The 20,336-nt window shown below is 68.0% G+C and carries 18 protein-coding genes; 13 read left to right on the forward strand and 5 right to left on the reverse strand.

Annotated elements, in window-relative coordinates; translation table 11 throughout:
* Positions 1-47 precede the first annotated feature (47 nt).
* The 4 genes from AB0H54_RS11515 (at position 48) to AB0H54_RS11530 (ending at position 4,535) form a co-directional block, all read left to right on the forward strand.
* Positions 48-461, forward strand: coding sequence for a nuclear transport factor 2 family protein (locus AB0H54_RS11515; RefSeq protein ID WP_357344840.1), 414 nt, complete (start codon positions 48-50; stop codon positions 459-461).
* A gap of 315 nt (positions 462-776) precedes the next feature.
* Positions 777-2,177, forward strand: coding sequence for an APC family permease (locus tag AB0H54_RS11520; RefSeq protein ID WP_357344842.1), 1,401 nt, complete (start codon positions 777-779; stop codon positions 2,175-2,177).
* A gap of 1 nt (position 2,178) precedes the next feature.
* Positions 2,179-3,069, forward strand: coding sequence for an NAD(P)-binding domain-containing protein (locus AB0H54_RS11525; protein WP_357344844.1), 891 nt, complete (start codon positions 2,179-2,181; stop codon positions 3,067-3,069).
* Positions 3,066-4,535 (forward strand): oligopeptide:H+ symporter, encoded by a 1,470-nt coding sequence (locus AB0H54_RS11530; RefSeq protein WP_357344846.1) that lies wholly within the window; start codon positions 3,066-3,068, stop codon positions 4,533-4,535. Before AB0H54_RS11525 ends, AB0H54_RS11530 begins: the two co-directional genes overlap by 4 nt.
* 112 nt (positions 4,536-4,647) lie before the next feature.
* On the opposite strand, the gene AB0H54_RS11535 is transcribed toward AB0H54_RS11530, so the two are convergent.
* The 3 genes from AB0H54_RS11535 to AB0H54_RS11545 all read right to left on the reverse strand — a co-directional run bounded on the left by AB0H54_RS11535 (position 4,648) and on the right by AB0H54_RS11545 (position 8,984).
* Positions 4,648-6,282, reverse strand: a complete 1,635-nt coding sequence (locus AB0H54_RS11535; protein ID WP_357344848.1) for a long-chain-fatty-acid--CoA ligase — start codon at positions 6,280-6,282, stop codon at positions 4,648-4,650.
* On the reverse strand, positions 6,279-7,328 hold the full coding sequence (locus AB0H54_RS11540) for an alpha/beta hydrolase (protein ID WP_357344850.1): 1,050 nt from the start codon (positions 7,326-7,328) through the stop codon (positions 6,279-6,281). The genes AB0H54_RS11535 and AB0H54_RS11540 overlap by 4 nt, the downstream gene beginning before the upstream one ends.
* Before the next feature lie 231 nt (positions 7,329-7,559).
* Entirely contained in the window at positions 7,560-8,984 is a 1,425-nt protein-coding gene (locus AB0H54_RS11545; protein WP_357344852.1) for an APC family permease, read from the reverse strand.
* 237 nt (positions 8,985-9,221) lie between these two features.
* Here AB0H54_RS11545 and AB0H54_RS11550 point away from each other — a divergent pair, with 237 nt between their 5' ends.
* From AB0H54_RS11550 to AB0H54_RS11560, 3 genes are all read left to right on the forward strand, one after another.
* Positions 9,222-9,890 (forward strand): MspA family porin, encoded by a 669-nt coding sequence (locus AB0H54_RS11550; RefSeq protein ID WP_357344854.1) that lies wholly within the window; start codon positions 9,222-9,224, stop codon positions 9,888-9,890.
* Between the two features lie 72 nt (positions 9,891-9,962).
* Entirely contained in the window at positions 9,963-10,628 is a 666-nt protein-coding gene (locus AB0H54_RS11555; RefSeq protein WP_357344856.1) for an MspA family porin, read from the forward strand.
* A gap of 98 nt (positions 10,629-10,726) precedes the next feature.
* Complete coding sequence (locus AB0H54_RS11560; protein ID WP_357344858.1) at positions 10,727-10,963, forward strand: hypothetical protein; 237 nt, start codon at positions 10,727-10,729, stop codon at positions 10,961-10,963.
* Positions 10,964-11,051: 88 nt separating this feature from the next.
* Here the strand turns inward: AB0H54_RS11560 and AB0H54_RS11565 are convergent, their stop codons facing one another.
* Both AB0H54_RS11565 and AB0H54_RS11570 read right to left on the reverse strand, forming a co-directional pair.
* Entirely contained in the window at positions 11,052-11,429 is a 378-nt protein-coding gene (locus tag AB0H54_RS11565; protein WP_357344860.1) for a hypothetical protein, read from the reverse strand.
* Complete coding sequence (locus AB0H54_RS11570) at positions 11,426-12,010, reverse strand: TetR/AcrR family transcriptional regulator (RefSeq protein ID WP_357344862.1); 585 nt, start codon at positions 12,008-12,010, stop codon at positions 11,426-11,428. The genes AB0H54_RS11565 and AB0H54_RS11570 overlap by 4 nt, the downstream gene beginning before the upstream one ends.
* A 219-nt stretch (positions 12,011-12,229) precedes the next feature.
* On the opposite strand from AB0H54_RS11570, the gene AB0H54_RS11575 reads away from it, so the two are divergent.
* The 6 genes from AB0H54_RS11575 to AB0H54_RS11600 all read left to right on the forward strand — a co-directional run bounded on the left by AB0H54_RS11575 (position 12,230) and on the right by AB0H54_RS11600 (position 20,268).
* On the forward strand, positions 12,230-13,198 hold the full coding sequence (locus AB0H54_RS11575; RefSeq protein ID WP_357344864.1) for a LysR substrate-binding domain-containing protein: 969 nt from the start codon (positions 12,230-12,232) through the stop codon (positions 13,196-13,198).
* Between the two features lie 80 nt (positions 13,199-13,278).
* The gene (locus AB0H54_RS11580; protein ID WP_357344866.1) at positions 13,279-14,580 is read left to right on the forward strand and encodes a D-arabinono-1,4-lactone oxidase; all 1,302 of its coding nucleotides are present in this window, start codon (positions 13,279-13,281) and stop codon (positions 14,578-14,580) included.
* A gap of 2 nt (positions 14,581-14,582) precedes the next feature.
* A complete protein-coding gene (locus AB0H54_RS11585; RefSeq protein ID WP_357344868.1) occupies positions 14,583-15,575 on the forward strand; it encodes a pyridoxal-phosphate dependent enzyme in 993 nt (330 codons plus the stop codon).
* Positions 15,576-15,598: 23 nt separating this feature from the next.
* The gene (locus tag AB0H54_RS11590; protein WP_357344870.1) at positions 15,599-17,011 is read left to right on the forward strand and encodes an amidase; all 1,413 of its coding nucleotides are present in this window, start codon (positions 15,599-15,601) and stop codon (positions 17,009-17,011) included.
* A gap of 144 nt (positions 17,012-17,155) precedes the next feature.
* Entirely contained in the window at positions 17,156-18,634 is a 1,479-nt protein-coding gene (locus tag AB0H54_RS11595; protein ID WP_355277402.1) for a glyceraldehyde-3-phosphate dehydrogenase, read from the forward strand.
* A gap of 299 nt (positions 18,635-18,933) precedes the next feature.
* A complete protein-coding gene (locus tag AB0H54_RS11600; protein WP_357344872.1) occupies positions 18,934-20,268 on the forward strand; it encodes a hypothetical protein in 1,335 nt (444 codons plus the stop codon).
* Positions 20,269-20,336: the final 68 nt, after the last annotated feature.

Below are 20,336 nucleotides of genomic sequence, written 5' to 3' on the forward strand. Positions count from 1 at the left end.
TCGATTGGCTCGGGCGGCCCGCCCGCTGCGACTGTGAAGGAGGACCCGTGTCCATTTCCAAACACGCCGTCTACACCGGGAAAATGAACGAGATCTGCGCTGCGGTCGCTGCTCGCGATCTCGACACAGTTCTCGAATACTTCGACGACGAGTGCGTGGTCGTCAACGGCGCCGGCGGGACCGTGGGCGACAAGTCGGCACTCGTTCCCGGATTCCAAGAGATGTTCGCGACGTTTCCCGATTGGACCCCACGGGTGGCCGCGTCGTTCGTCGAAGGCGACACCATCGGTGTGCTCTTCGAAGTGACGGGCACACCGGGTGGGGAAGGTGCCGGAGTCACCTGGATCGGGACCGGCTACTCGACGTTCGATCCCGAGACCCTGAAGATCGTCCGCGACGTGTACTTCATGGACGAGGCCGCGCTGGAGCAGAAGATCAGCGACGCGTCCGCGATCGGCTGACCACGTCCGGAGCGAGGTGTCGCGGTAGGCATTGTGCCCCGGCACCCGTTCCGGCGTGCAGCACAATGCTGTAGAGATGCAGATCACTCCGAACTCAGAATGAGACATCGCACACAGTGCGATCCGAGGTGGTGGCAAGGCGAGCGCATCGACCCGTTCGATACGCGGAACCTGCCGATTTCGATTCTTGTCTTCCTGCCGCATTGACTCCCACCATGCGGCTGTTCGCAGCTATCGATGCTGAGTTTTCAGTGGTGCGCCAACCATTCGGGACAGCAAGTACATGGAAGGTGGACGCCACTGATGAGTGGATATGTGCCTGAACCAGCGGCCGCGCAGGCAGACAGCGCGGACGCGCGCGATACCGAGAGACCGGGGCAGCGGGGAATCGGCCGGGCGACGCTGGTCTCACTGAGCCTGGCGTCATTCGTGCCCGCTGTCGCTTTCGCCACCGGCCCCCTGATCATGTTCTCCGCAGTGGGAGCGATGGCGTGGGTGTCCGCATCGGTGTCGATGATCGCCACGATCTGTATCGGGGCTTCTGTCATTCACTTCGCGCGTCGCTATGTGGCGTCGGGTTCGCTGTATTCCTATGTCGGCTACGTTTTCGCGCCGTGGTCGAAGAAGATTGTCGGGGCCTCGCTGCTGGGTGCGTACATCACGGGAGTCGCCGGTCTGATCGTCGTCGTCGGAATGTATCTGGGGAGTTTTCTGCATTCGCTGGGCGTGGAGTCCGCGGCGAAGCTCGGTTCCCTGCTGATCATCGGCGCGGTGACGATCGGTGTCATCGCCGTCGTCGCGGTGCGCGGACTCGATACCTCGATCTGGGCGGCGATCGTGTTGACCGTCGTCTCCTTGCCGCTGGTGCTGTTCATCGTGGGTGCCAGTGCCGTCCACACCGGGATCGACGTCGCGGCCCAGCTGGACTTCGCGAGCTTCGAGATCAGCGGCGCGCTGCGTGGCGCCGCACTGGGCATGGTGGTGCTGGTCGGCTTCGAAAGCTGCGCCGCGCTGGCGACCGAAACCGCCGATCCACGGCGAAATGTTCCGTGGGCGATCATCGCGCCGCCCGTGGTCATCGGTGGCGGGATGCCGATCTTCATCATGCTGACGGTTCCCGGCCTGCTGGCCGCCGGTGATGACCTCGCGGCCGGTGTATCGGCGCCCGCCGCGCTCGCGGCACAGGCCGGACTGCCCACCTGGATCGGGCAGTTCAGCGACCTGGTCCTCGCGATCGCGTCGGTCGGTTCCGCGCTGGCCTTCCTGAACTACGGTGCGCGACTTGTGGTGCGGCTGGCCGAAGACGGCCTGCTTCCCCCGGCGTTCGCCCGGGTGGATATCCGCCGCGGCACTCCGGTCACCGCGATTGTCGGCGTCGCGGTGGCGAGCCTGGGATGGCTCGTGGTTTCCGCGAGCCTGCTGCGGAACATCGTCGAGGTCTACACGATGACCGCCGCGCTCGTGATCGACCTCTGGGTGCTGCCCTACATCCTGATCGCGGTGGCGGCCGTCGTGCAGACGGTGCGCGAAGGGCAGATCCGCCCCTGGCTGTGGGGCGCGTCGGTGATCGGCGCCGTGTCGATGACGTGGGTATTGATCAGCGGCATCGCCGACGCCGCGCCGGGAGCCGCCAGCAAGATGATCTACGTGATGATCGCGACGGTCGCGGTCCTGCTCGGGGTCTTTCGCTACAGCCGGACACGATCGGGGAACTGACATGGCAGAAACGATTCGTCCCCATGAGGTCGTCGTGATCGGGTGCGGACTGATGGGGTCCGCCATCGCGCGAGCGTTCGCCGCCACGGGGATATCCGTGGCCGCGTGGAACCGCACGCACAGCAAGGCCGAGGCGCTGGCCGTCGACGGAATCACCGCTGTGCGCGACATCGGCGACGCGATCGCCGCGGCGCCGCTCGTCATCGGTTGTACTACCGGCTACGACACCCTGTGGTCGGCGATCGCCGATGTCGAGTCCGGCTGGGACGGTACGACTGTGGTCAACCTGACCGCCGGCACACCGGCAGACGCCGAGCAGCTGGAAGCCAGGGTGGTTGCTACCGGCGCGCGGTACCTGGACGGCATGATCGTCTGCTATCCCGACGCGATCGGGACCCCGGACGGCTTCCTCTGCTACGCGGGCCCGTCGTCGGTGTGGGCCGACCATGCGGAGCAACTGACAGCGCTCGGTGGTGGCACACGCTATCTGCCGGGCGGTATCGGGGCCGCGAAGGCGATGGCGGAGTGGTGCGGGGCGTTCTTCGTCCCGTCGCTGGTCAGCTACATCGAGGCGGTGGCCTTCGCCGCCGATCAGGGCGTCACCCGCGACGAGATCGATGCGCTCACGGCGATGATGATCGCGCTGCTGGCGCAGGCGGTCCCCACGATCTCGGCAGCGGTGAGCAGTGGCGAGCACAGCACCGATCAGGCCACGATCACCACCTTCCACGACCCGAGCGTGGCCGTGGTGCACGCCATGGAGGCGCACGGACACCGTGCGCTCATGTATTCGGCGGCCATGGCGAGAATGCGCGCGGCCATCGACTCGGGCCTGGGTGAGCGTGGCATGTCGGCACTGGCGCTGTCCGGACGACAGGACGTGGCGGTATGAAGTCTCCTGGCACCATCGAAACGGGGCAGCTCACCGCCGGCCGGAAGCCGACCGGCCGATTACCCCGCCAGTTCTGGGGACTGGCAGCCACCGAGGTATGGGAACGGTTCAGCTTCTACGGATTGCAGGCCGTTCTCAGCTTCTATCTCTTCTACTCCGTCACCGACGGCGGTCTCGGATTGCCGACGGACTCGGCCGTCGGGATCGTGGGTGCCTACGGCGCGTTCGTCTACATCATGCAGTTCGTCGGCGGCTGGCTCGGCGACCGGTTGATCCCACCGAGGGTTCTCGTCCTGGCCGGTGGTGTCGTCATCATGGCGGGCCACATCGCGCTCGCCGTGGTCCCCGGACTACCGGGCCTGGCGGTGGGGCTGGTGTGCATTGCTGTCGGTACCGGCGCACTCAAGACGAACATCTCGGTGATCGTCGGGCGCCTGCTGCCCGCCGACGCGGCCTACCGTGACGCCGGCTTCTCCTATTTCCTGATGGCGATCAACACCGGTGCCCTGATCGGTCCGCTCGCCACCGGGTGGATGCAGTCGGTCGCAGGCTTCCACGCGGCCTTCGTGATCGCCGCGATCGGGATGGCTCTCGGCCTGGTCCAGTACATCGTCGGCTACTCGCGACTGCCCGCGGAGTCGGCGATCGTCGCCGACCCGGTCCGCGGCCGCGCACTGCTCGTTCCCGCGACGGTCGGGGCTGTGGCGGCGGTGCTGCTCGTCGCGGTTGTCGCCTCCGGCGTCGTTCCACCGGAGGGTCTGACCTACCTGGCCGGTGGGCTCATCGTCGTCTGCGCTGCGGCCTTGTTCGGCGTCGTGTTGCGAGCGCCGACCACGACCGCTGTGGAGCGGCGTCGGGTTCTCGGGTTCTTGCCGCTGTGGGTCGCCGCGGTGCTGTACTACGGGATTCTGCTGCAGATCTTCACCACGATGGCCCTCTTCATCGCGGACCGGGTCGATCTTCGCGTGCTGGACTGGGAGATGCCCGGGGCGTGGTTGATTGCCTCGTTCTCGGTATTCGGAGTCTCCCTGACGCCCGTTATCGCGCGGTTGTGGGCACGCGGTTGGTTTGCCCGGTTCGGCGCGGCGACAAAGGTGACGGTCGGACTCGTCCTGGTGTCCTCGTCCTACTTGATCCTGCTGCTGAGCGAGTTCAGCCCGGGCAAGACCGTCTCCCCGATCCTGGTCATGGCGACGATGGCGATCGCCGGAGTATCCGAGGTGTTCGTCAATCCGGTGACGTTGTCGCTGGTGACACGGATCGCCCCCGATAACTTCCGGAGCCAGCTGACCGCGCTCGGCGTGATCGTCATCGGCGGTGGTGCGGCGCTGTCGGGGATCCTCGGAATCCTGTTCACCGTGATCCCGACACTGACGTATCTGATCGGCGTCGGCGTCGGCGGGCTGCTGATCGCCGCGACCTTGCGTGCGCTGTCACCGTGGATCCAACGGATGGTCTCGGAATGATCGGCGGGTAGTCGACCAGGGCAGGCCCGCGTCGACCGAGGGGTGGCACCGGACTTACGGTGCCACCCCTCGCGCGTCTCGCGATCCCGTTCGGGTCAGCCGTTTTTCGTGCTCAGCCGCGGACCCGGTCGCGGTACCCGTCCCACTCACGGTCCTTGAGTACGAACTTCTGGATCTTGCCCGTCGATGTCTTGGGCAGCTCGCCGACGATCTCGATATCCCGTGGCGCCTTGTACCGCGCGAGCCGCGCGGTCACGTGCTCGCGCATCTCGGCTGCGGTCGCGGTCTGCCCGGGCCGCAGGATGACGAATGCCTTCGGCCGTTCGCCCCACCTGTCGTCGGGAACGCCGACGACCGCGACCTCGTCGACGGCGGGATGCGACAGCAGCGCCTGCTCGACTTCCACGGTGGAGATGTTCTCGCCGCCGGAGACGATGATGTCCTTGGCCCGATCGCGTAGCTCGATGTAGCCATCCGGGTGCATGACACCGAGATCGCCGGAATGGAACCAGCCGCCGGTGAACGCCTTCGCGGTGCCCTCCGGGTCCTGGTAGTACCCCTTCATCACGTTGTTGCCACGCATCACGATCTCACCCATGGTGCTGCCGTCGGCGGGTACGTCCGCCAGCTCGTCGGAGGCGGTGTCGGTCCGTACCACCCGTAGCCGATCGGCCTGGATCATCGCGACACCCTGCCGGGCGCGCAGGCGTGCGAGCTCGGCGGTATCCAGGGTTGCCCAGGCCTGCTGCTCCACGCAGATCGACATCGGGCCGTAGGTCTCGGTGAGACCGTAGACGTGGACGATCTCGAGGCCCATGTCGCTCATCCGGGAGATGAGTGTGGGGCTCGGCGGTGCGCCACCGGTCGTCACCGTCAGCCGCCGCGTCAGCTGATGGGCGTTCGCGGCGTTGAGGATCGTGTTGACGACGGTGGACGCGCCGTTGAGATGGGTGACGCCGTGCCGGTCGATCAGATCCCAGATCACCTCGCCCCGTACCTCGCGCAGGCACACCTGGGTACCGCCCGCGCCGGCTACCGCCCAGCCGGTCGCCCAGCCGTTGCAGTGGAACATGGGCAGGGTCCACAGGTAGACGCTGCGATCGGTGTGGGTGGAGTGGACGATGCCGCCCAGCGCGTTGAGATACGCGCCGCGGTGGGTGTACATGACGCCTTTGGGGCGGCCGGTCGTGCCGGAGGTGTAGTTGATCGAGATGACGTCGTTCTCGTCGGGGACCGACCACGACAATTCGCGTGTCGAGGTGAGTCCGAGCTCGAGCAGTTCGGTCAGCGGAGTGGACGACGCGACCGGGTCGCCGGCGGGCGCGGCGGCCGGATCGGTGATCGCGACCAGCGTCTGGACCGTCTGCAGATCCGGCGCGAATTCCGCGACGCGAGGGGAGTATTCGGAGTCGTAGACGAGCACGGAGGCGCCGCTGTGATCGCAGATATAGGCGATCTCGGCAGGGGAGAGCCGGGTGTTGATCGCGACGAGAATCGCGCCTGCGAGCGGGACGGCGAACTGCGCGACCAGCGCCTGCGGGATGTTCGGGGTCAGATAGGCGATCCGGTCGCCGGGACGGACACCGGCTTCCAGGAACCCCCGGGCGATCGTCTCCGAGGCGTCGGCGAGTTCCCGATAGGTCATCGTGATGTCGCCGTAGACCACGGCGGGGCGGTCGGGGTAGACGTCGGCCGAACGCCGCAGATACGACAGCGGCGTCAACTGCGTGGAATGGGGATCGTTCATCTCTTCGCTTTCTCCAGTGGATTCGGGGTCATCACTTCGGCGATGGCTTCGGCGAATCGCACGGTCGCCGCGCGGCTCGTCCGGCTGAACGCGGTGAAGGAGATGAATCCGTGTACCAGCTTCTCCTCGCGCAACAGCCGCGTCGGCACGCCTTCCGCGGCGAGCCGCTCGGCGTAGTCGATGCCCTCGTCGCGCAGCGGATCGAAACCGGCCACGGCGACCACCGCGGGCGGCAATCCGGACAGATCCTGCGCCTGCATCGGCGAAACCCGGGGATCGTGGCGTTCGATCCCCGGGGGGAGGTAATGGTCGACAAACCACCCGATCTGCTTGACCGACAACGCCGGTGAATCGGAGAACTCGCGATGCGAGTCGTAGAACACGGACAGATCGGTCACCGGGTACAGCAGCGCCTGGGCCGCCGGGACCACCGCGCGTCCACGGAGTCGGCTGGCGAGCACGGTGGCGATATTGGCCCCCGCGCTGTCGCCACCGACCGCGACCCGCGTCGCCGGTATCCCCCACGCGGGTGCGAGCGCAACGGCGAAATCCCATGCGGTGAGGGCGTCTTCGAGTGGAGCGGGAAAGGGGTGCTCCCGATACTCCACGGCCAGTACGTCGAGCCCACTGTGGATCGCGAGCCGACGAGCTGGTGCGTCGTAGCCGGTACGGTTGCCGAGAACGAAGCCACCACCGTGGAAATACACCAGCAGTCCGGCCGATTCCGCCGAGGCGCGGTAGCGTGTCGCCGCCAGACCACCTGGCAACTCGAGATCCTCCACCAGGTACAGCGGCGGCAGCACTTCGGCGAAGGTGGCGCTGTCTGCGTCGGGCATCTCGCGTGCCCGGACCGGCTCGTGATCGCTGTAATCGGGCCCGTCGGCCATCGCCTTCATCAGCAGGGCGATCTCCGGGGCCATTCGACTGCCGGCCTTGTTGGTCGGCGCGTCCGCGAACAGATTCAGTATCGCCGCCGGAGTTCTGCCGCAGAGGATGGTCGCACAACGGATGAGCCGCTGCGATAAGGACGGCGTGCGCGCGGCCATCACGCCACCTCGGCAGCGGTGACGCGCACAGTCGACCGCGGACCATGCCCGGTCGGCAGAGGCCGGCCTCGTCGAGTCTTCGCAGCAACCATGATGCTGACTCCTACTTCCTGATCGTCGGATCGGCGGTGCATCGATACTCGCTGCACCGGCATCCGGCAAACCATTGAGGAAGCGTGCGGATTCCGGCGGTTCTGTGTGCAAACTGCTGAATCGCCGAGTGACGAACTGTCAGTCGCCGGCCGGCTCCCTGTCGAGGCCGCGGGCGTGGCGGGTGGACCCCGCTGCGTCGCTTCGACGTCTGATGATCCGCAGCGTCAGACCCAGCGCGGCGACCGCGGCCACGGCGGCGTAGGTCATCGCATCGATGGGCGGAGCCGGAGGGTTGATGAAGCTGTTGACCCACGGCCAGACCATCCCCAGCGCACCGATCGCCGCGCAGCAGACCACACCGATTCCCAGCGCGTTCTCGCGGACCAGGAGAACGACCGCCGCGGCACAGATCAGCACGTAGGGCAGCACCCAGAGGTAGACGGTCATCGTCGCCAGTGCCGAGTACATCGTGAGCAAGCTGTCCGCACTGATGACCACGGTGCCGATCAAGATCGATGTCGAGGCGCCCGCCGCGAACCCGATCGCGCGGCTCGGCGTGCCGAAATCGTGGTTTCGCCGAGCGAAGAGCCGTGGCAACAGACCGTCCTCGGCGGAGGCGGCCAGGATCCGTGAGAGGTAGTTGGTGTATCCGAGAAGGGCCGCGAAAACCGCTGCCGCCAGCAGCAGATCGGTGGCTCGGGCCACGCCGTCGCCGAGCCCGGCCTCGACAGCCAGTGCCGCCGGTGCGGAGATCCCCGCGGCCAGCTGGTCACCGACCCGCATCAGGCCGGGAATCTGCAGGACCGTCATCAGGAAATAGCCGAAGACGAGGATCGGAACGACGAGAACGGCGAGCGGGACCGTTTTCTTCGGGTCGGTGGTCTCCTCGGCCAGCGTCGCACCACTCTCGAAACTGACCAGCCATGCGGCCGCGGCACCGAGGCCGATGACGATGCCGGAGATCGAAGCGCCCTCGAGGGAGAGCTGCCGGTCGAGTTCGAGCCCGGTGTGCCACGCACTGGCACCGCTGATGAACAGCAGGACCGGGACCGAGACCGCGGTGAGCAGTATCGCGACCCGGGCGGAGGCGTCGAGCCCACGCCGGGCGATCACCGCGGGTACCACGCCCGACACCAGGAACATCACGACCATCGACGTCGGCGATGTCGCGGCATCGACCCCCATGCCGGCCAGAAAACTCGACAGATAGATCGCGAACAGCACTTGGATGCCGATCAGCTGTCCCAGGTAGCCCAGCATCAGTGCGGCCGCGACAACAGTTCGTGCCCACCGGCCGAAGACCTCGCCGACGAACGACGCCAGTGAGCCCGAGGAGACATACCGGCGGGCGAACACGATGACGATCCGGGCCAGTGCGAAGCCGATGGCCGCGGTGAGCAGCGCGGCCACCCAGCTGCCGTAGCCGGCCGGTCCCACCAGCAACAGCGGGAACGAGGCGATGCCGACGGCCGGAATCGCGCCGGAAGCGCACAGAGCCAGGAGTCGGGCCTTGCTCAGCGGAGCCGACGTTCCACCGTCTGCCTGGGCGGGGGCAACTGACATTTCATACCTCGAAGAATGCGGGGGGGGGGGGGGTATCCCGGCATTGTGCTTTCCCGCACCGATCGAGGAATAGGACAGTTTGCTGCGCGGTCGAGGCCGGGAAGGTGCACAACTACGTAGCCGGGTCACCCGGCCGAAGGGCAGTGTTTCGCATCACATCGCGAGAGTGATGTGCGCCACTCGGTCTGCCACCCGGAGATCGAGAATTCCCGGAATCAAGAGGAGATTCTGATCATCATGAGTTCTCGTTGGGCAAGGACACGACTGTCCGTCGTACTGGGTGTCTCCGGTATCGCCGCGGTGTCCTTCGCTATGGCGACGTCGATCCCGGCGGCCGCCGATGTGTTCGTCCCGCTCCCGGACGGGGCCAAGTCGGGGCCGGGTGTCACCGTGACACGAACCGGTGAGCGTGCCGTGGTCTCGCCATCGATGGCGGGCAACGGCGTGGGTCGGGTGGTGTGGGTGTCCGGACGGGCGAGCGCGGATGTCACCGTCACGCCGGCGGGAGAAGTCGGCCCGACCAACGGTCCGGCCGGTCTGCCGGGGAGCAACAACTCGTCCACCCACGGCGCTTCGCAACTGAACACCGGCTACATCGTCGGCTGTCAGGTGAGCATCGCCGACGACGCGATCGGTGCGGGTGTATCCGGCGGGATCTCGACGGCCGGGGTCAGTGCGGGCGGCTCGATCGGCGTCAATCTCGGTCCCGGCGAGGTCAAATTCGTGCAGATCGACTACAAGGACATTCTGGAGCCCGGCGTGTACTCGGTGGAATACCGCGACGCCGAGATCGAGATCCAGGGCTGTGCGGGCTACGCGCAGGCCCGCGCGTACACGGTGGTCGAGATCATCGGTGACCACTATTCCAAGACCTCGCTCTACGGTGCTCCCTTCAGCATCGGCTGAGCGGCCGGCAATTTCCGAAACCATCGTCCATCGCGTCGTATCGCGAAACGTGAACCCACCAAGGTGAATTCGATGTCCAACCGTAAGTATTCCACTCGACTCGGCTTCGGCGCGGTCGCTTCCCTCGCGCTCGCCCTGGCCGCTGTGCCTGCGTCGGCCGCCGACACCTTCGTCCCGTTGCCCGGGGGCGAACTTGTCGAAACCCTGTCCGACGGCACTGTGGTCACCGTCCGGCTGACCGGGGAGTCGGCGAATATCAACCCCTCGCTCGGCTCGACACCCGTGCACCGCAATGCGTGGGTCTCGGGCTCGGCTCAGGTCGACGTCGCCGGCACCGGTTCCGGGGCGGGCGGGCTCATCATCCCGGGCTATGTCGTCGGTTGTCAGGTGAACATCGCAGGCGGCGGTGTCGGCGGCGGCGTGGAAGGGGCCTCGGACTGGGAAGGAAACGCGAGTGCGGGCGTCGGCACCAGCGGTGAGCTGTCGCTCGGGCCGGGCCAGGCCAGGTCGTTCTACATTCTGGATCGCGAGAAGGCCGACGACTTCGGCGCCGAGGACCACAAGGTCTACAACGTCTTCTCCGGTACCGGCGGTTCGGTGACCTGGTCCGATCAGACGATCGGCCTGACCGGTTGTGGTGGCTACGCGCAAGCGCGCGCCTTCGTCAGCGTCGAAATCGTGACAGACCGCGTCACCAGCTGGGTGACGCTGTGGGGTCAGCCCTTCAGCCTCGGCTGAGCCGAGGTCCCCGCCGCGCATCCCTGTTCACCAGTCGACTCCGCCGGAGCGGACACACCGCGTAGTTGTCGTCATCTCCTCACTGATTGGTCCCCACCATGTTCGAGCAGTTCGCCCCACGGTTTCCGGAGCCGGATGTGATCGTCCGGATCCACTGGTCAGAAATCGGGGGCGACTGCTTGGACCTCTTCTATGAGGCGTGCACGAGCGCCGCACGCCGATTCGTGGCCTCGTTCAACGCGACTCATACCGACGCCATCGCCACAACGCTGGCCGATACCGCTGCGCTGTTGTTGCCGCGACTGCCATGCGAACGGAACTGGACAATTCCGTAGCTGCCGACCGCGGGCGGCGCCGCCCGCGTGGTCGGTCGAATCGGTGTCGGTGTCTGGCTCTGTCCGATCGAATGGCCCTTGCCCGCGTCTACCTCGCGCCGAATCCGGCCAGTATCGCGATGGGCGCCAACACTATCCACTGCGGCAATCGCAGGAGCGCGGCCCGGCCGGGCATCCGTAGCGCGATCACGAAGAAAACCAGCGCGTATCCCGCGAACCGTGCCGCGGTCAGGGCCGCGACCAGTTCGGTCCCGGCCGGTTGCCACCACGCCAAGGCGAGCAGGGTCGCCGCGGTCGCGAGCAGGTCGACACTGACCATGTGCCACACCGAATGCAGCGTCCGCTTCGTGACATCGGCCAGCGAGGAGGTCAGCAGCGGTCGCACCGGATCGACATGCCCGCCGACGAGATGGATCGCCGACACGACCGTCGCGAGCAGGCCGGCGGTCAGCAGGTACCCGTTCATCGCGGCCCGATTCCGGCCGTGACGATTCTGCCGAGCCGGGCGGCGAGGTCGGGTGTCGGTGGTTCGCCGAGGACGCCGAGGTGGAAGAAGATCGTGCCCGCGATCGCGTCGAGGACGAGCTCGATCGCGACGTCCTCGCCCACCTCGCCGCGCGCACGCGCGCGTTCGAAGATCTCGACCATCCGCAGCTTCGCGGGGGCCAGGAACGAATCACGCAGCACGGTGCGCAGTTTCGGGTCCGCGGCGAAGTCGGCGAGCAGACCGGGGAGCGCGGCGGCCGCGGCGGGCGCGCTGAGCTCGTCGATCAACGCGTCGATCAGCGCGGTGACGTCGGCCCGCGTTGTGCCCTCGTCGGGTACCGGTCCCAGGTCGACACGGGTGAACACCGCTTCGTAGACGACCTCGGGTTTCCCTGTCCAGCGTCGGTAGATCGCGTCCTTACCGACTCCGGCGCGTGCGGCGATCCCGGTGATCGAGGTGGCCGAGTAGCCGATCTCGACGACCAGCTGTTCGGCGGCGTGCAGGATGGCCGCGTGGGTGCGGTGGTCGCGGGGGCGTCCGGCAGGAGCGGGTGAACTCATGCGATTAACAATACGGGTCTACCCGTATTGTTAATGCGTGGACTGCGGCACAGCCCTGTAATCGGCCCGGACGAACCGAGATCGGCAGCGCCGAGGTCGACGCACTCGCCGCCCGGCTACGCGCCGAACTCACCGCGCTCGATGTCCTGGTCAACGCCGCCGCCATCGCCGGTGCCCGGGCCGGACCCACACCGTGGTGTACTCCGTACGCTGGTGCGGATGGACCTGCACATGCGACACCTGCGCTACTACGTGGCGGTGGCCGAGGAGCTGAACTTCACCCGCGCCGCGCAGCGACTGCATATCGCGCAGCAGGCCCTGAGCGCGCAGATCAAGCAGCTCGAGCAGGCGGTCGGGGTGACGCTGTTGGTGCGCAATACCCGCAATGTGGCGTTGACCGCCGCTGGAACCGCGTTTCTTGCCGACGCGCGGGCCCTGCTCGACGCCGCGGACACGGCGGTGGACCGGGCGCGAACAATCCAGCGCGGTGAATACGAACAGCTGACCTTGGGTTTCCTCGAAGGGGCGGCGCTCACCCTCACCGATCCCATCCTGTCGGCGTTTCGGCAGCAGCATCCACAGGTGCAGGTGGAACTGCGGCAGTTCGGGTACGACGATCCCTCGGCGGGGCTCGACGGGGGAGCGGTCGATGTCGCCTTCGTCCGGCTGCCGGTCTCGACGCCAGAGCTCGAGTTCGAGCCGTTGTTCGGTGAACCGGTCGTCGCCGCGTTACCGGTCCGGCATCGGCTCGCCCGGCGGCACGAGGTATCGGCCCGAGAACTGCTCGACGAACCCCTCCTGAGTTCGGCCTGCACCGACCGGACGTGGAACGCGTTCTGGGAACTCGATTCCCACCGGGGTGGACGACCCGCGCCGGTGGTGTCCCGGTCCACCACCTTGCTCGAGGAAATGCACAAGGTCATGACCGGGGTGGGGATCGGGGTCACCGTCGCCTCCTGTCGCTGGCTGCCTTTCCCCGGTGTCACCTTGGTGCCTATTCGCGATGCGGCGCCCAGTCAGGTGGCCGTGGGCTGGCGGCGCGGACAGTCGTCGGCACTCGTGCGCTCGTTCGTGGCGCTGGCACGGACGGTGCGCGATGAGCGAGCGGATCTGGTGCTGGCCCTGGCGGAACCCGACTTCACCGACCCCACGCCACCGCCGGCGCTGAGTCCGGCCGGGCCGAGCTGAGGATTCACAACCAGATTTTGTCGATCACCCGTATCTGAGTGTTTCCGCGACATCGGTCACGGGTCCTAGCGTTTCACTTCATGAATCAAGGGTCTTGGCGGAACTTCGCCGGTGATCAGGTGTGCCGTCCCCGGACGATCGAGCACCCAGGGACCGCGGCGGAGTTGACCGCGGTGCTCGAACGTGCCGACGCCCGTGGGGAGACCGTCCGGGTCGCCGGCTCGGGGCATTCGTTCAACGATGCCGTGCTCACCGAGGGCACGATGATCAGCTTGGCGAGGATGAACCGGGTTCTCGATATCGATTCCACGTCCGGGCTGGTGCGCTGCGAGGCGGGCATCTCCCTCGGCGCCTTGAGCGGGGCCATGTGGCAGCAGGGCCTGGCCTTCGCGAACCTCGGCGACATCGACGTGCAGTCCATCGCAGGCGCCACCGCGACCGGCACGCACGGGACGGGCATCGGCCTGCCGAATCTGTCGGCGAGCCTGCGATCGATCGAATTGACCACAGCCGACGGCAGGCGGGTGGAGATCGATGCCGACAGCGACCCGGAGGCTTACCGTGCGGCCCGGGTGGGTGTGGGCGCGCTCGGGGTGGTGAGCGCGGTGACCCTGCAGGCAGTGCCTGCCTTCACGCTGTCGGGGGTGGATACCGTGGCACCCCGCGCCCAGGTACTCGAGCAACTCGACGACCTGGTGGACAGCAACGATCATTTCGGCTTCTTCGCCTTCGCGCACAGTCCGCTGGTGATGACGAAGACCTGGAATCGGACCTCCGAAGCGCCCAGGCCGCTGCCCGCGGCCGCTGAGTGGATCCAGGACGAACTGCTCACCAACTACACGTTCTGGGCGATGTGCCGGTTGGGCCGCGCACGGCCGCAATGGATTCCGGCGGTGAATCGGCTGTGCACCAGGCTGTCGGGCACGACCCGCCGCGTCGATCGTTCCTATCGGGTGTTCGCCACACCGCGTCGAGTGCCGATCACCGAGATGGAGTACGCCATTCCCCGCGAGCACGCCGCGGAGGCGGTGCGCCGGATTCTGGCCCTGGCCGAAGAATCGCGCTTCGATGTCCCGGTGCCGATCGAGGTGCGCTTCGTGGCACCCGATGATGCGTTTCTCAGCCCGGCCGGTGACCGGCCCACCTGCTATATCGCGGTGCACCAGTTCGAGAATATGGCCTGGGACAACTATTTTCGGGCCGTCGAACAGATCATGATCGGCTATGGGGGGCGACCGCACTGGGGCAAGCGGCACTTCCGCACCGCCGCTGACCTGGCCCCGGAATTCCCGCATTGGGATCGGTTCGCGGCGGTGCGCGATCGGCTGGACCCGCAGCGGCGTTTCACCAACGCCTACGTCGAACGAGTGTTGGGGAACTGACAGTGCCACTTCTGCACGAGCGCTACCCGAACCTGCGCGATTCGCTCCCGCACCTGTCCCTCGGCGCGGCGCCCACCCCGGTCCGCCGCCTGTCCTTCCCCCACACCGGTGCCGAGATGTGGTGCAAGGACGAAGGCACCTTCGGCGATGGCGGCTGGGGCGGCAACAAGGTTCGCAAACTGGAATGGCTGCTGCCCGACGCGATGCGCAGGGGCCGACGCACCATCCTCACCGTCGGCGGCCTCGGCACCAACTGGGGGCTCGCCACCGCCCGCTACGCGCGCGAGCGCGGACTGCACACCGTGCTCGCCCTGATCGATCAGCCACTCGACGATCATGTGATCGCCCAGCTCGAACGCATCCGACACTCGGGTGCCACTGTGTATCTCACACGTTCCGTGGCTCGCACAGCCGTGGCTGTGCCGTGGCTGATGGCGCGCCACAGTAACGGCGCCACACTGCCGTACTTTCTCCCGGCGGGCGGATCGTCACCGATCGGCACACTCGGCTACGTCGAGGTGGCCCTGGAAATCGCCGACCAGGTCGCGAGCGGGAGCCTGCCCGAGCCGACGCACATCGTCACCGCGATCGGCTCCGGTGGCACCGCCGCCGGGCTCAGCCTGGGCCTGGCCCTGGCGGGTCTGCGCACGCGCGTGGTCGGAGTCGTGGTCAATGACCAGCTGCGCCTGGACGACCGCCGCCTGCTCCGGGCGGCCCGGCGCACCGAGCGCCTGCTCCGCACGCGTGGCGCGCGGTTGCCGGACCTCGACCTCACCTCGGATCGCCTCCTGCTGATCCGCGATCAGCTCGGCGACGGATATGGCCATGGCACCGAATCCGGCAGTGCCGCAATGAAACTGGCGCATTCCGAGACCGGGCTCGAGCTCGATCCTGTCTACACCGCCAAGGCCATGGCCGCGGTGCTCGACCTCGACCGGGATCGGCGGTTCGGTGACGGGCCGATCGTCTATCTGCACACCGACGGGCCGCGATGAGCGGCGCACCAGGAGAATCACCGATGGAGACGTCCACGGACGGACTGGCCGACATCGCGCGCGCGATCGAGGCCGGGCGACTCACGGCGGTCGCTGCGGTCACCGCGGCGCTGGACCGCATCGACGCCGCCCAGCGCGACATCAACGCCTTCCGGCTGGTTCGCCGCGACCAGGCGCTCGCCGAGGCCCGCGCCGCGGACCGGCGGATCGCCGCGGGCGTGCGGCTGCCGCTGCTGGGTGTGCCGATCGCGGTCAAGGACGACACCGATGTGGCGGGGGCGCCGACCGCGTTCGGCTGCGGCGGCGACGTCCCGCCCGCCACCGAGGATGCCGAGGTGGTGCGGCGACTACGCGCGGCCGGGGCGATCATCGTCGGCAAGACGAACACCTGCGAGATCGGCCAGTACCCGTTCACCAACGGCGCGGCCTTCGGGCACACGCGCAATCCGTGGAGCGCGGGGCACACACCGGGCGGATCCTCCGGCGGCAGCGCCGCCGCGGTGGCGGCCGGGCTGGTGCCCGCCGCGCTGGGTTCCGACGGTGCCGGTTCGATCCGGATCCCCGCGTCCTGGACGAATCTGGTGGGGATCAAACCCCAGCGCGGGCGCGTGTCGACCTGGCCCGAGCCGGAAGCGTTCCACGGTCTGACGGTCAACGGCCCGATCGCCCGCACGGTCGCCGATGCCGCGCTGCTGCTCGACGCCTGCTCCGGCAACCATCCGCGGGAACTGCACTCCCCACCACCGATCCGTGCTGCGGACGCGGTCGGACGCGACCCCGGGCGAGTGCGGGTCGCGGTCGCACTGCGGGCGCCCTTCACCGGCTTCCCGGCTCGGCTCGATCCCGAAGTCCGCGCGGGTGTGCAGCGCGTCGCGGCCTGCCTGCGCGCACTCGGTCACGTCGTGGTCGTCGCGGACCTTCCCTACAACGCCTTGTTCAGTGCGTCGTTCCTGCCGCGTTCGCTGGCTGGGGTGGCCGCATGGTACGACCGGATGGGTGATACAGCGCGGGTGGACCCGCGCACTCGGGCCAATGCCCGCACCGGTCGCCTGCTCGCGGGTCTGCCACTGACCGCCGCGCGCAGGCTGGAGCCACTGCTCCAGCGGCGGATCGGCGCGATGTTCCACGACTTCGACCTGGTTCTCGCACCGACGACCGCCACACCGCCGTTTCCGGTCCACGCGCCCGACGGACTCGGCAGTGTCGCGACCGACCGCCTGATCATCGGTAGCTGTCCCTACACCTGGACGTGGAATGTTCTCGGCTGGCCGGGCGTGAACGTTCCCTCGGGATTCACCGCTGCCGGCTTGCCGGTCGGCGCGCAACTGCTCGGCACGCGGAACTCCGAGCCGCTGCTGATCGCCACGGCGGCCCAGCTGGAATCGGAGCTGCGCTGGGACCGGGCCCGTCCGGATCCCTGGTGGCTGCGCGAGTGAACCTCGGTCCGTGGTGCGGCCGATCGTGATGTTGTCGTGACCTGCGGAGTGGCGGAAACCTCACTGGTGGGGAGCCGGTCGCAGTGAAAATGCGGTGCTCCTTAGCATCGAGGGTGACTATCAACGAGAACCTGAGGACGTGTGGTGACCACCGAACAACTTGACCGCTGGAACGCTCAGGAAGCCGCCGCCGAGGCGATGATCCCGATCATCGGCACGCTGTACCGCGGCACGGGCGTGACGATCCTGCTGCACAGCCGGTCGCTGGTGAACAAGTCGGTGATCAGCATCCTGCGGACGCACCGGTTCGCGCGGCAGATCGCCGGCGAGGAACTGTCCGTCGACGAGACCCTGCCGTTCCTGCAGGCGCTGAGCGAGCTGGACCTTGGTCCGTGCAAGATCGACCTCGGTCAGCTGGTGATGGCCTACCGCGCCGACGACCGCGGACTGTCCATCGCGGAGTTCACCGCGACCGTGCTGGCCGAGGTGATCGACGGCAACAAGGCCGAGCCGCAGGGCCCGCGCGATGTCGTGCTCTACGGTTTCGGCCGCATCGGTCGGCTGGTGACCCGGCTGCTCATCGAGAAGGCCGGCTCCGGCAACGGGCTGACCCTGCGCGCCGTCGTGGTCCGCAAGGGCGGCGACGACGATCTGGCCAAGCGCGCCTCGCTGCTGCGCCGGGACTCGGTGCACGGCCACTTCAACGGCACCATCAAGGTCGACACCGACAACGACACGATCACCGCGAACGGCAATGTCATCAAGTTCATCTACAGCGATGATCCGACCACGATCGACTACACCGCGTACGGCATCGACAACGCCATCCTGATCGACAACACCGGCCGGTGGCGCGACCGCGACGGTCTGTCCCAGCACCTGCGCCCCGGCATCGCCAAGGTCGTGCTGACCGCGCCGGGCAAGGGCGATGTGCCCAACATCGTGCACGGCGTGAACCACCGCAGCCTGGACCTGTCCCAGCAGATCTTCTCCTGCGCCTCCTGCACGACCAACGCGATCGTGCCGCCGCTCAAGGCGATGGACGACGAATTCGGCATCCTGCGTGGACATGTCGAGACGGTGCACTCGTTCACCAACGACCAGAACCTGCTCGACAACTACCACAAGGCCGACCGTCGCGGCCGGTCCGCGCCGTTCAACCTGGTGCTCACCGAGACCGGCGCCGCGTCCGCCGTCGCGAAGGCGATGCCGGACTTCAAGGCCAAGATCACCGGTAACTCGATCCGGGTGCCCACGCCGGACGTCTCGGTGGCGATCCTGAACCTGCAGCTCGCGCAGGAGACGACCAAGGAGGACGTGCTCGCGTACCTGCGTCAGGTCTCGCTGGCGGGTCCGCTGAGCCGCAACCTCGACTACACCGCCGCCAACGACGTGGTCTCGAGCGACTTCATCGGCTCGCGCGCGGCGTCGATCATCGACGCCAACGCCACGATCGTCGAGGGCGACACCGCGATCCTCTACGTCTGGTACGACAACGAGTTCGGTTACTCGTGCCAGGTCGTGCGCACCGTGCAGTACATCTCGGGTATCGAGTACCCGACCTACCCGCAGATCGGCGCGCCGACCGCCGAGCCCGCGCTGGCGGCCGCCGACGGGCGGTAATTCGCACCGCGACCTGCGGATCAGGCGGGCGCGCGACCTCCGGTCGGCGCCCGCCTGCCCGGCCCTCGCGTTGTCGAGCCGGGCGGCGATGTGCATACTGGGCACATGACATCGAGTCGAAAGGGCGTTCGGCGCCCGGGCCGTTGAGCCCCCTGCCGGTCATCGCACCGGCTTCCCTCCCGCTCGATCGAGCGGAAATCCCGCACTTCCCGCAGCGTCCTCGCGCGTCCGGACCACCTGGCGACGATGCCCGCCTCGCTCTCTGGCTGCGGGTCCGCGAATTCGCGGTGCCACCCAGCATGATCGATCGCGCCACCGCACGGCGGCGCGTCGGCGACTGGGCCGGTGCCTGCGCCGCGGCCCACGTCGACGTCGACATCGATCTCCGCGCGCTCGCCCGGATCCACGGCGGGGAGCTCGCCGCGCGGGTGCGCGCAGATCTGCGTCACCTGGCACCGGATCTGCTGCGCTGGCACCTGCCCAGGGTCGCGCCCGACGGACTGCTCCGGCCAGGCCTGACGATCACCCTGGCGCGCTATCCGATCACCGAAACCTATGGTGGCAGTGACGGATTCGTGCACCTGGTGGTGCGGACCGCACCGGCGTGGGCCGAGGCCGGGCAGCGGATCACGCTCGCGCTCTGGGACGGTTCCGGAACGAGTCCGCACCCGCACGCCCGGCCGCACCGGCGCTTCCGGCTCGATCTGCACCGGCATCTGTGGGACGCGCGCAGGACCGGCGAATTGCCGGGCCGCTCCGGCCCGGCAGCACGCCGGATGCCTACCGGGACAACGGAATCCACTGCTGACGACGGGCCATGGACAGCTCTGGAGTCGCAGGGGTGCGCGGTCGGCCGATGGGCCGCCGAGGCCGCGATCCTGCTGCGCGCCGAGCGCTCACCGGCCGGTATGGTTCTCGTGCGCTACGGCGCCCGCCGCCGGATGGTCCTCGATCTGAGTGAGGAGCCCGCGTCACCGCGCGTGCTCGACGCCGATCCGGTGCCGCGGATCGCGCGGAACCACACGCGCGGAGCGGAATCCGCGCTTCCGGTGCTGCCCGATGCCGCGACCTGGATCCTCCCCGATCTGCTGTTGCTGCGTGCCGGCGCGATCACCGCGGATCGGCTCCATCCCCTGGTCACCGCGGCCCTCGACCCGGACGGCGGATCGGTCGGCCCGGACCGTGATCCGGACGCCGGTGGCCCGCGGATCGTCGAATGCCGGGGCGCGCGGCATCGGATCGGCTTCGTGAACGGTGCGCTCGCCGCGCTGGATCACGACCCGGCCGAAATCCGGCGGGAGGAACTGCTGGTCGCGCTGACCGGCACCGCGCTGCCGTGCCTGCGGGCCATCGACGAGGCGCATCGGCGGCCCGACCGCCTCGCCGGTATCCGGGAGCGGCTGGACCACGGCGACACCGACGGCGCGCTGGCCGTGATCGAGGGCCTGCTCGGTACGGGTGCGCAGTTGCGCGATGGACCGCTGCGCGACGAACTGGAATCCGCCGTGCGGCGGCGGATCACCTACGGCCTCTTCCGGGCCGGGCTGTCCGCGCCCGGTCACGGTCTCGACCGGTCCGCCCCGCGTCCCCGCAGCGAGCGGGCGGCGCATCCGCGCCACACCCGAACCTCCTGACCCGCACGGCCCGCGCCGCGCTCACCCATCGCCTGGACGACCTTCGTCCGGCAAGGCTGCGGGCGCGC

It is taken from the genome of Nocardia sp. NPDC050718 (genome assembly GCF_040654235.1).
In the GTDB taxonomy this organism is placed as follows: Bacteria; Actinomycetota; Actinomycetes; order Mycobacteriales; family Mycobacteriaceae; genus Nocardia.

Excerpts from the sequence above, each read along its gene's own strand:
- AB0H54_RS11525 (WP_357344844.1), top strand. The coding sequence starts at position 2,179 with ATGGCAGAAACGATTCGTCCCCATGAGGTCGTCGTGATCGGGTGCGGA.
- AB0H54_RS11530 (WP_357344846.1), top strand. The coding sequence starts at position 3,066 with ATGAAGTCTCCTGGCACCATCGAAACGGGGCAGCTCACCGCCGGCCGG.
- AB0H54_RS11535 (WP_357344848.1), bottom strand. The coding sequence starts at position 6,282 with ATGAACGATCCCCATTCCACGCAGTTGACGCCGCTGTCGTATCTGCGG.
- AB0H54_RS11540 (WP_357344850.1), bottom strand. The coding sequence starts at position 7,328 with ATGGCCGCGCGCACGCCGTCCTTATCGCAGCGGCTCATCCGTTGTGCG.
- AB0H54_RS11545 (WP_357344852.1), bottom strand. The coding sequence starts at position 8,984 with ATGTCAGTTGCCCCCGCCCAGGCAGACGGTGGAACGTCGGCTCCGCTG.
- AB0H54_RS11550 (WP_357344854.1), top strand. The coding sequence starts at position 9,222 with ATGAGTTCTCGTTGGGCAAGGACACGACTGTCCGTCGTACTGGGTGTC.
- AB0H54_RS11555 (WP_357344856.1), top strand. The coding sequence starts at position 9,963 with ATGTCCAACCGTAAGTATTCCACTCGACTCGGCTTCGGCGCGGTCGCT.
- AB0H54_RS11560 (WP_357344858.1), top strand. The coding sequence starts at position 10,727 with ATGTTCGAGCAGTTCGCCCCACGGTTTCCGGAGCCGGATGTGATCGTC.
- AB0H54_RS11565 (WP_357344860.1), bottom strand. The coding sequence starts at position 11,429 with ATGAACGGGTACCTGCTGACCGCCGGCCTGCTCGCGACGGTCGTGTCG.
- AB0H54_RS11570 (WP_357344862.1), bottom strand. The coding sequence starts at position 12,010 with ATGAGTTCACCCGCTCCTGCCGGACGCCCCCGCGACCACCGCACCCAC.
- AB0H54_RS11575 (WP_357344864.1), top strand. The coding sequence starts at position 12,230 with ATGGACCTGCACATGCGACACCTGCGCTACTACGTGGCGGTGGCCGAG.
- AB0H54_RS11580 (WP_357344866.1), top strand. The coding sequence starts at position 13,279 with ATGAATCAAGGGTCTTGGCGGAACTTCGCCGGTGATCAGGTGTGCCGT.
- AB0H54_RS11590 (WP_357344870.1), top strand. The coding sequence starts at position 15,599 with ATGGAGACGTCCACGGACGGACTGGCCGACATCGCGCGCGCGATCGAG.
- AB0H54_RS11600 (WP_357344872.1), top strand. The coding sequence starts at position 18,934 with ATGATCGATCGCGCCACCGCACGGCGGCGCGTCGGCGACTGGGCCGGT.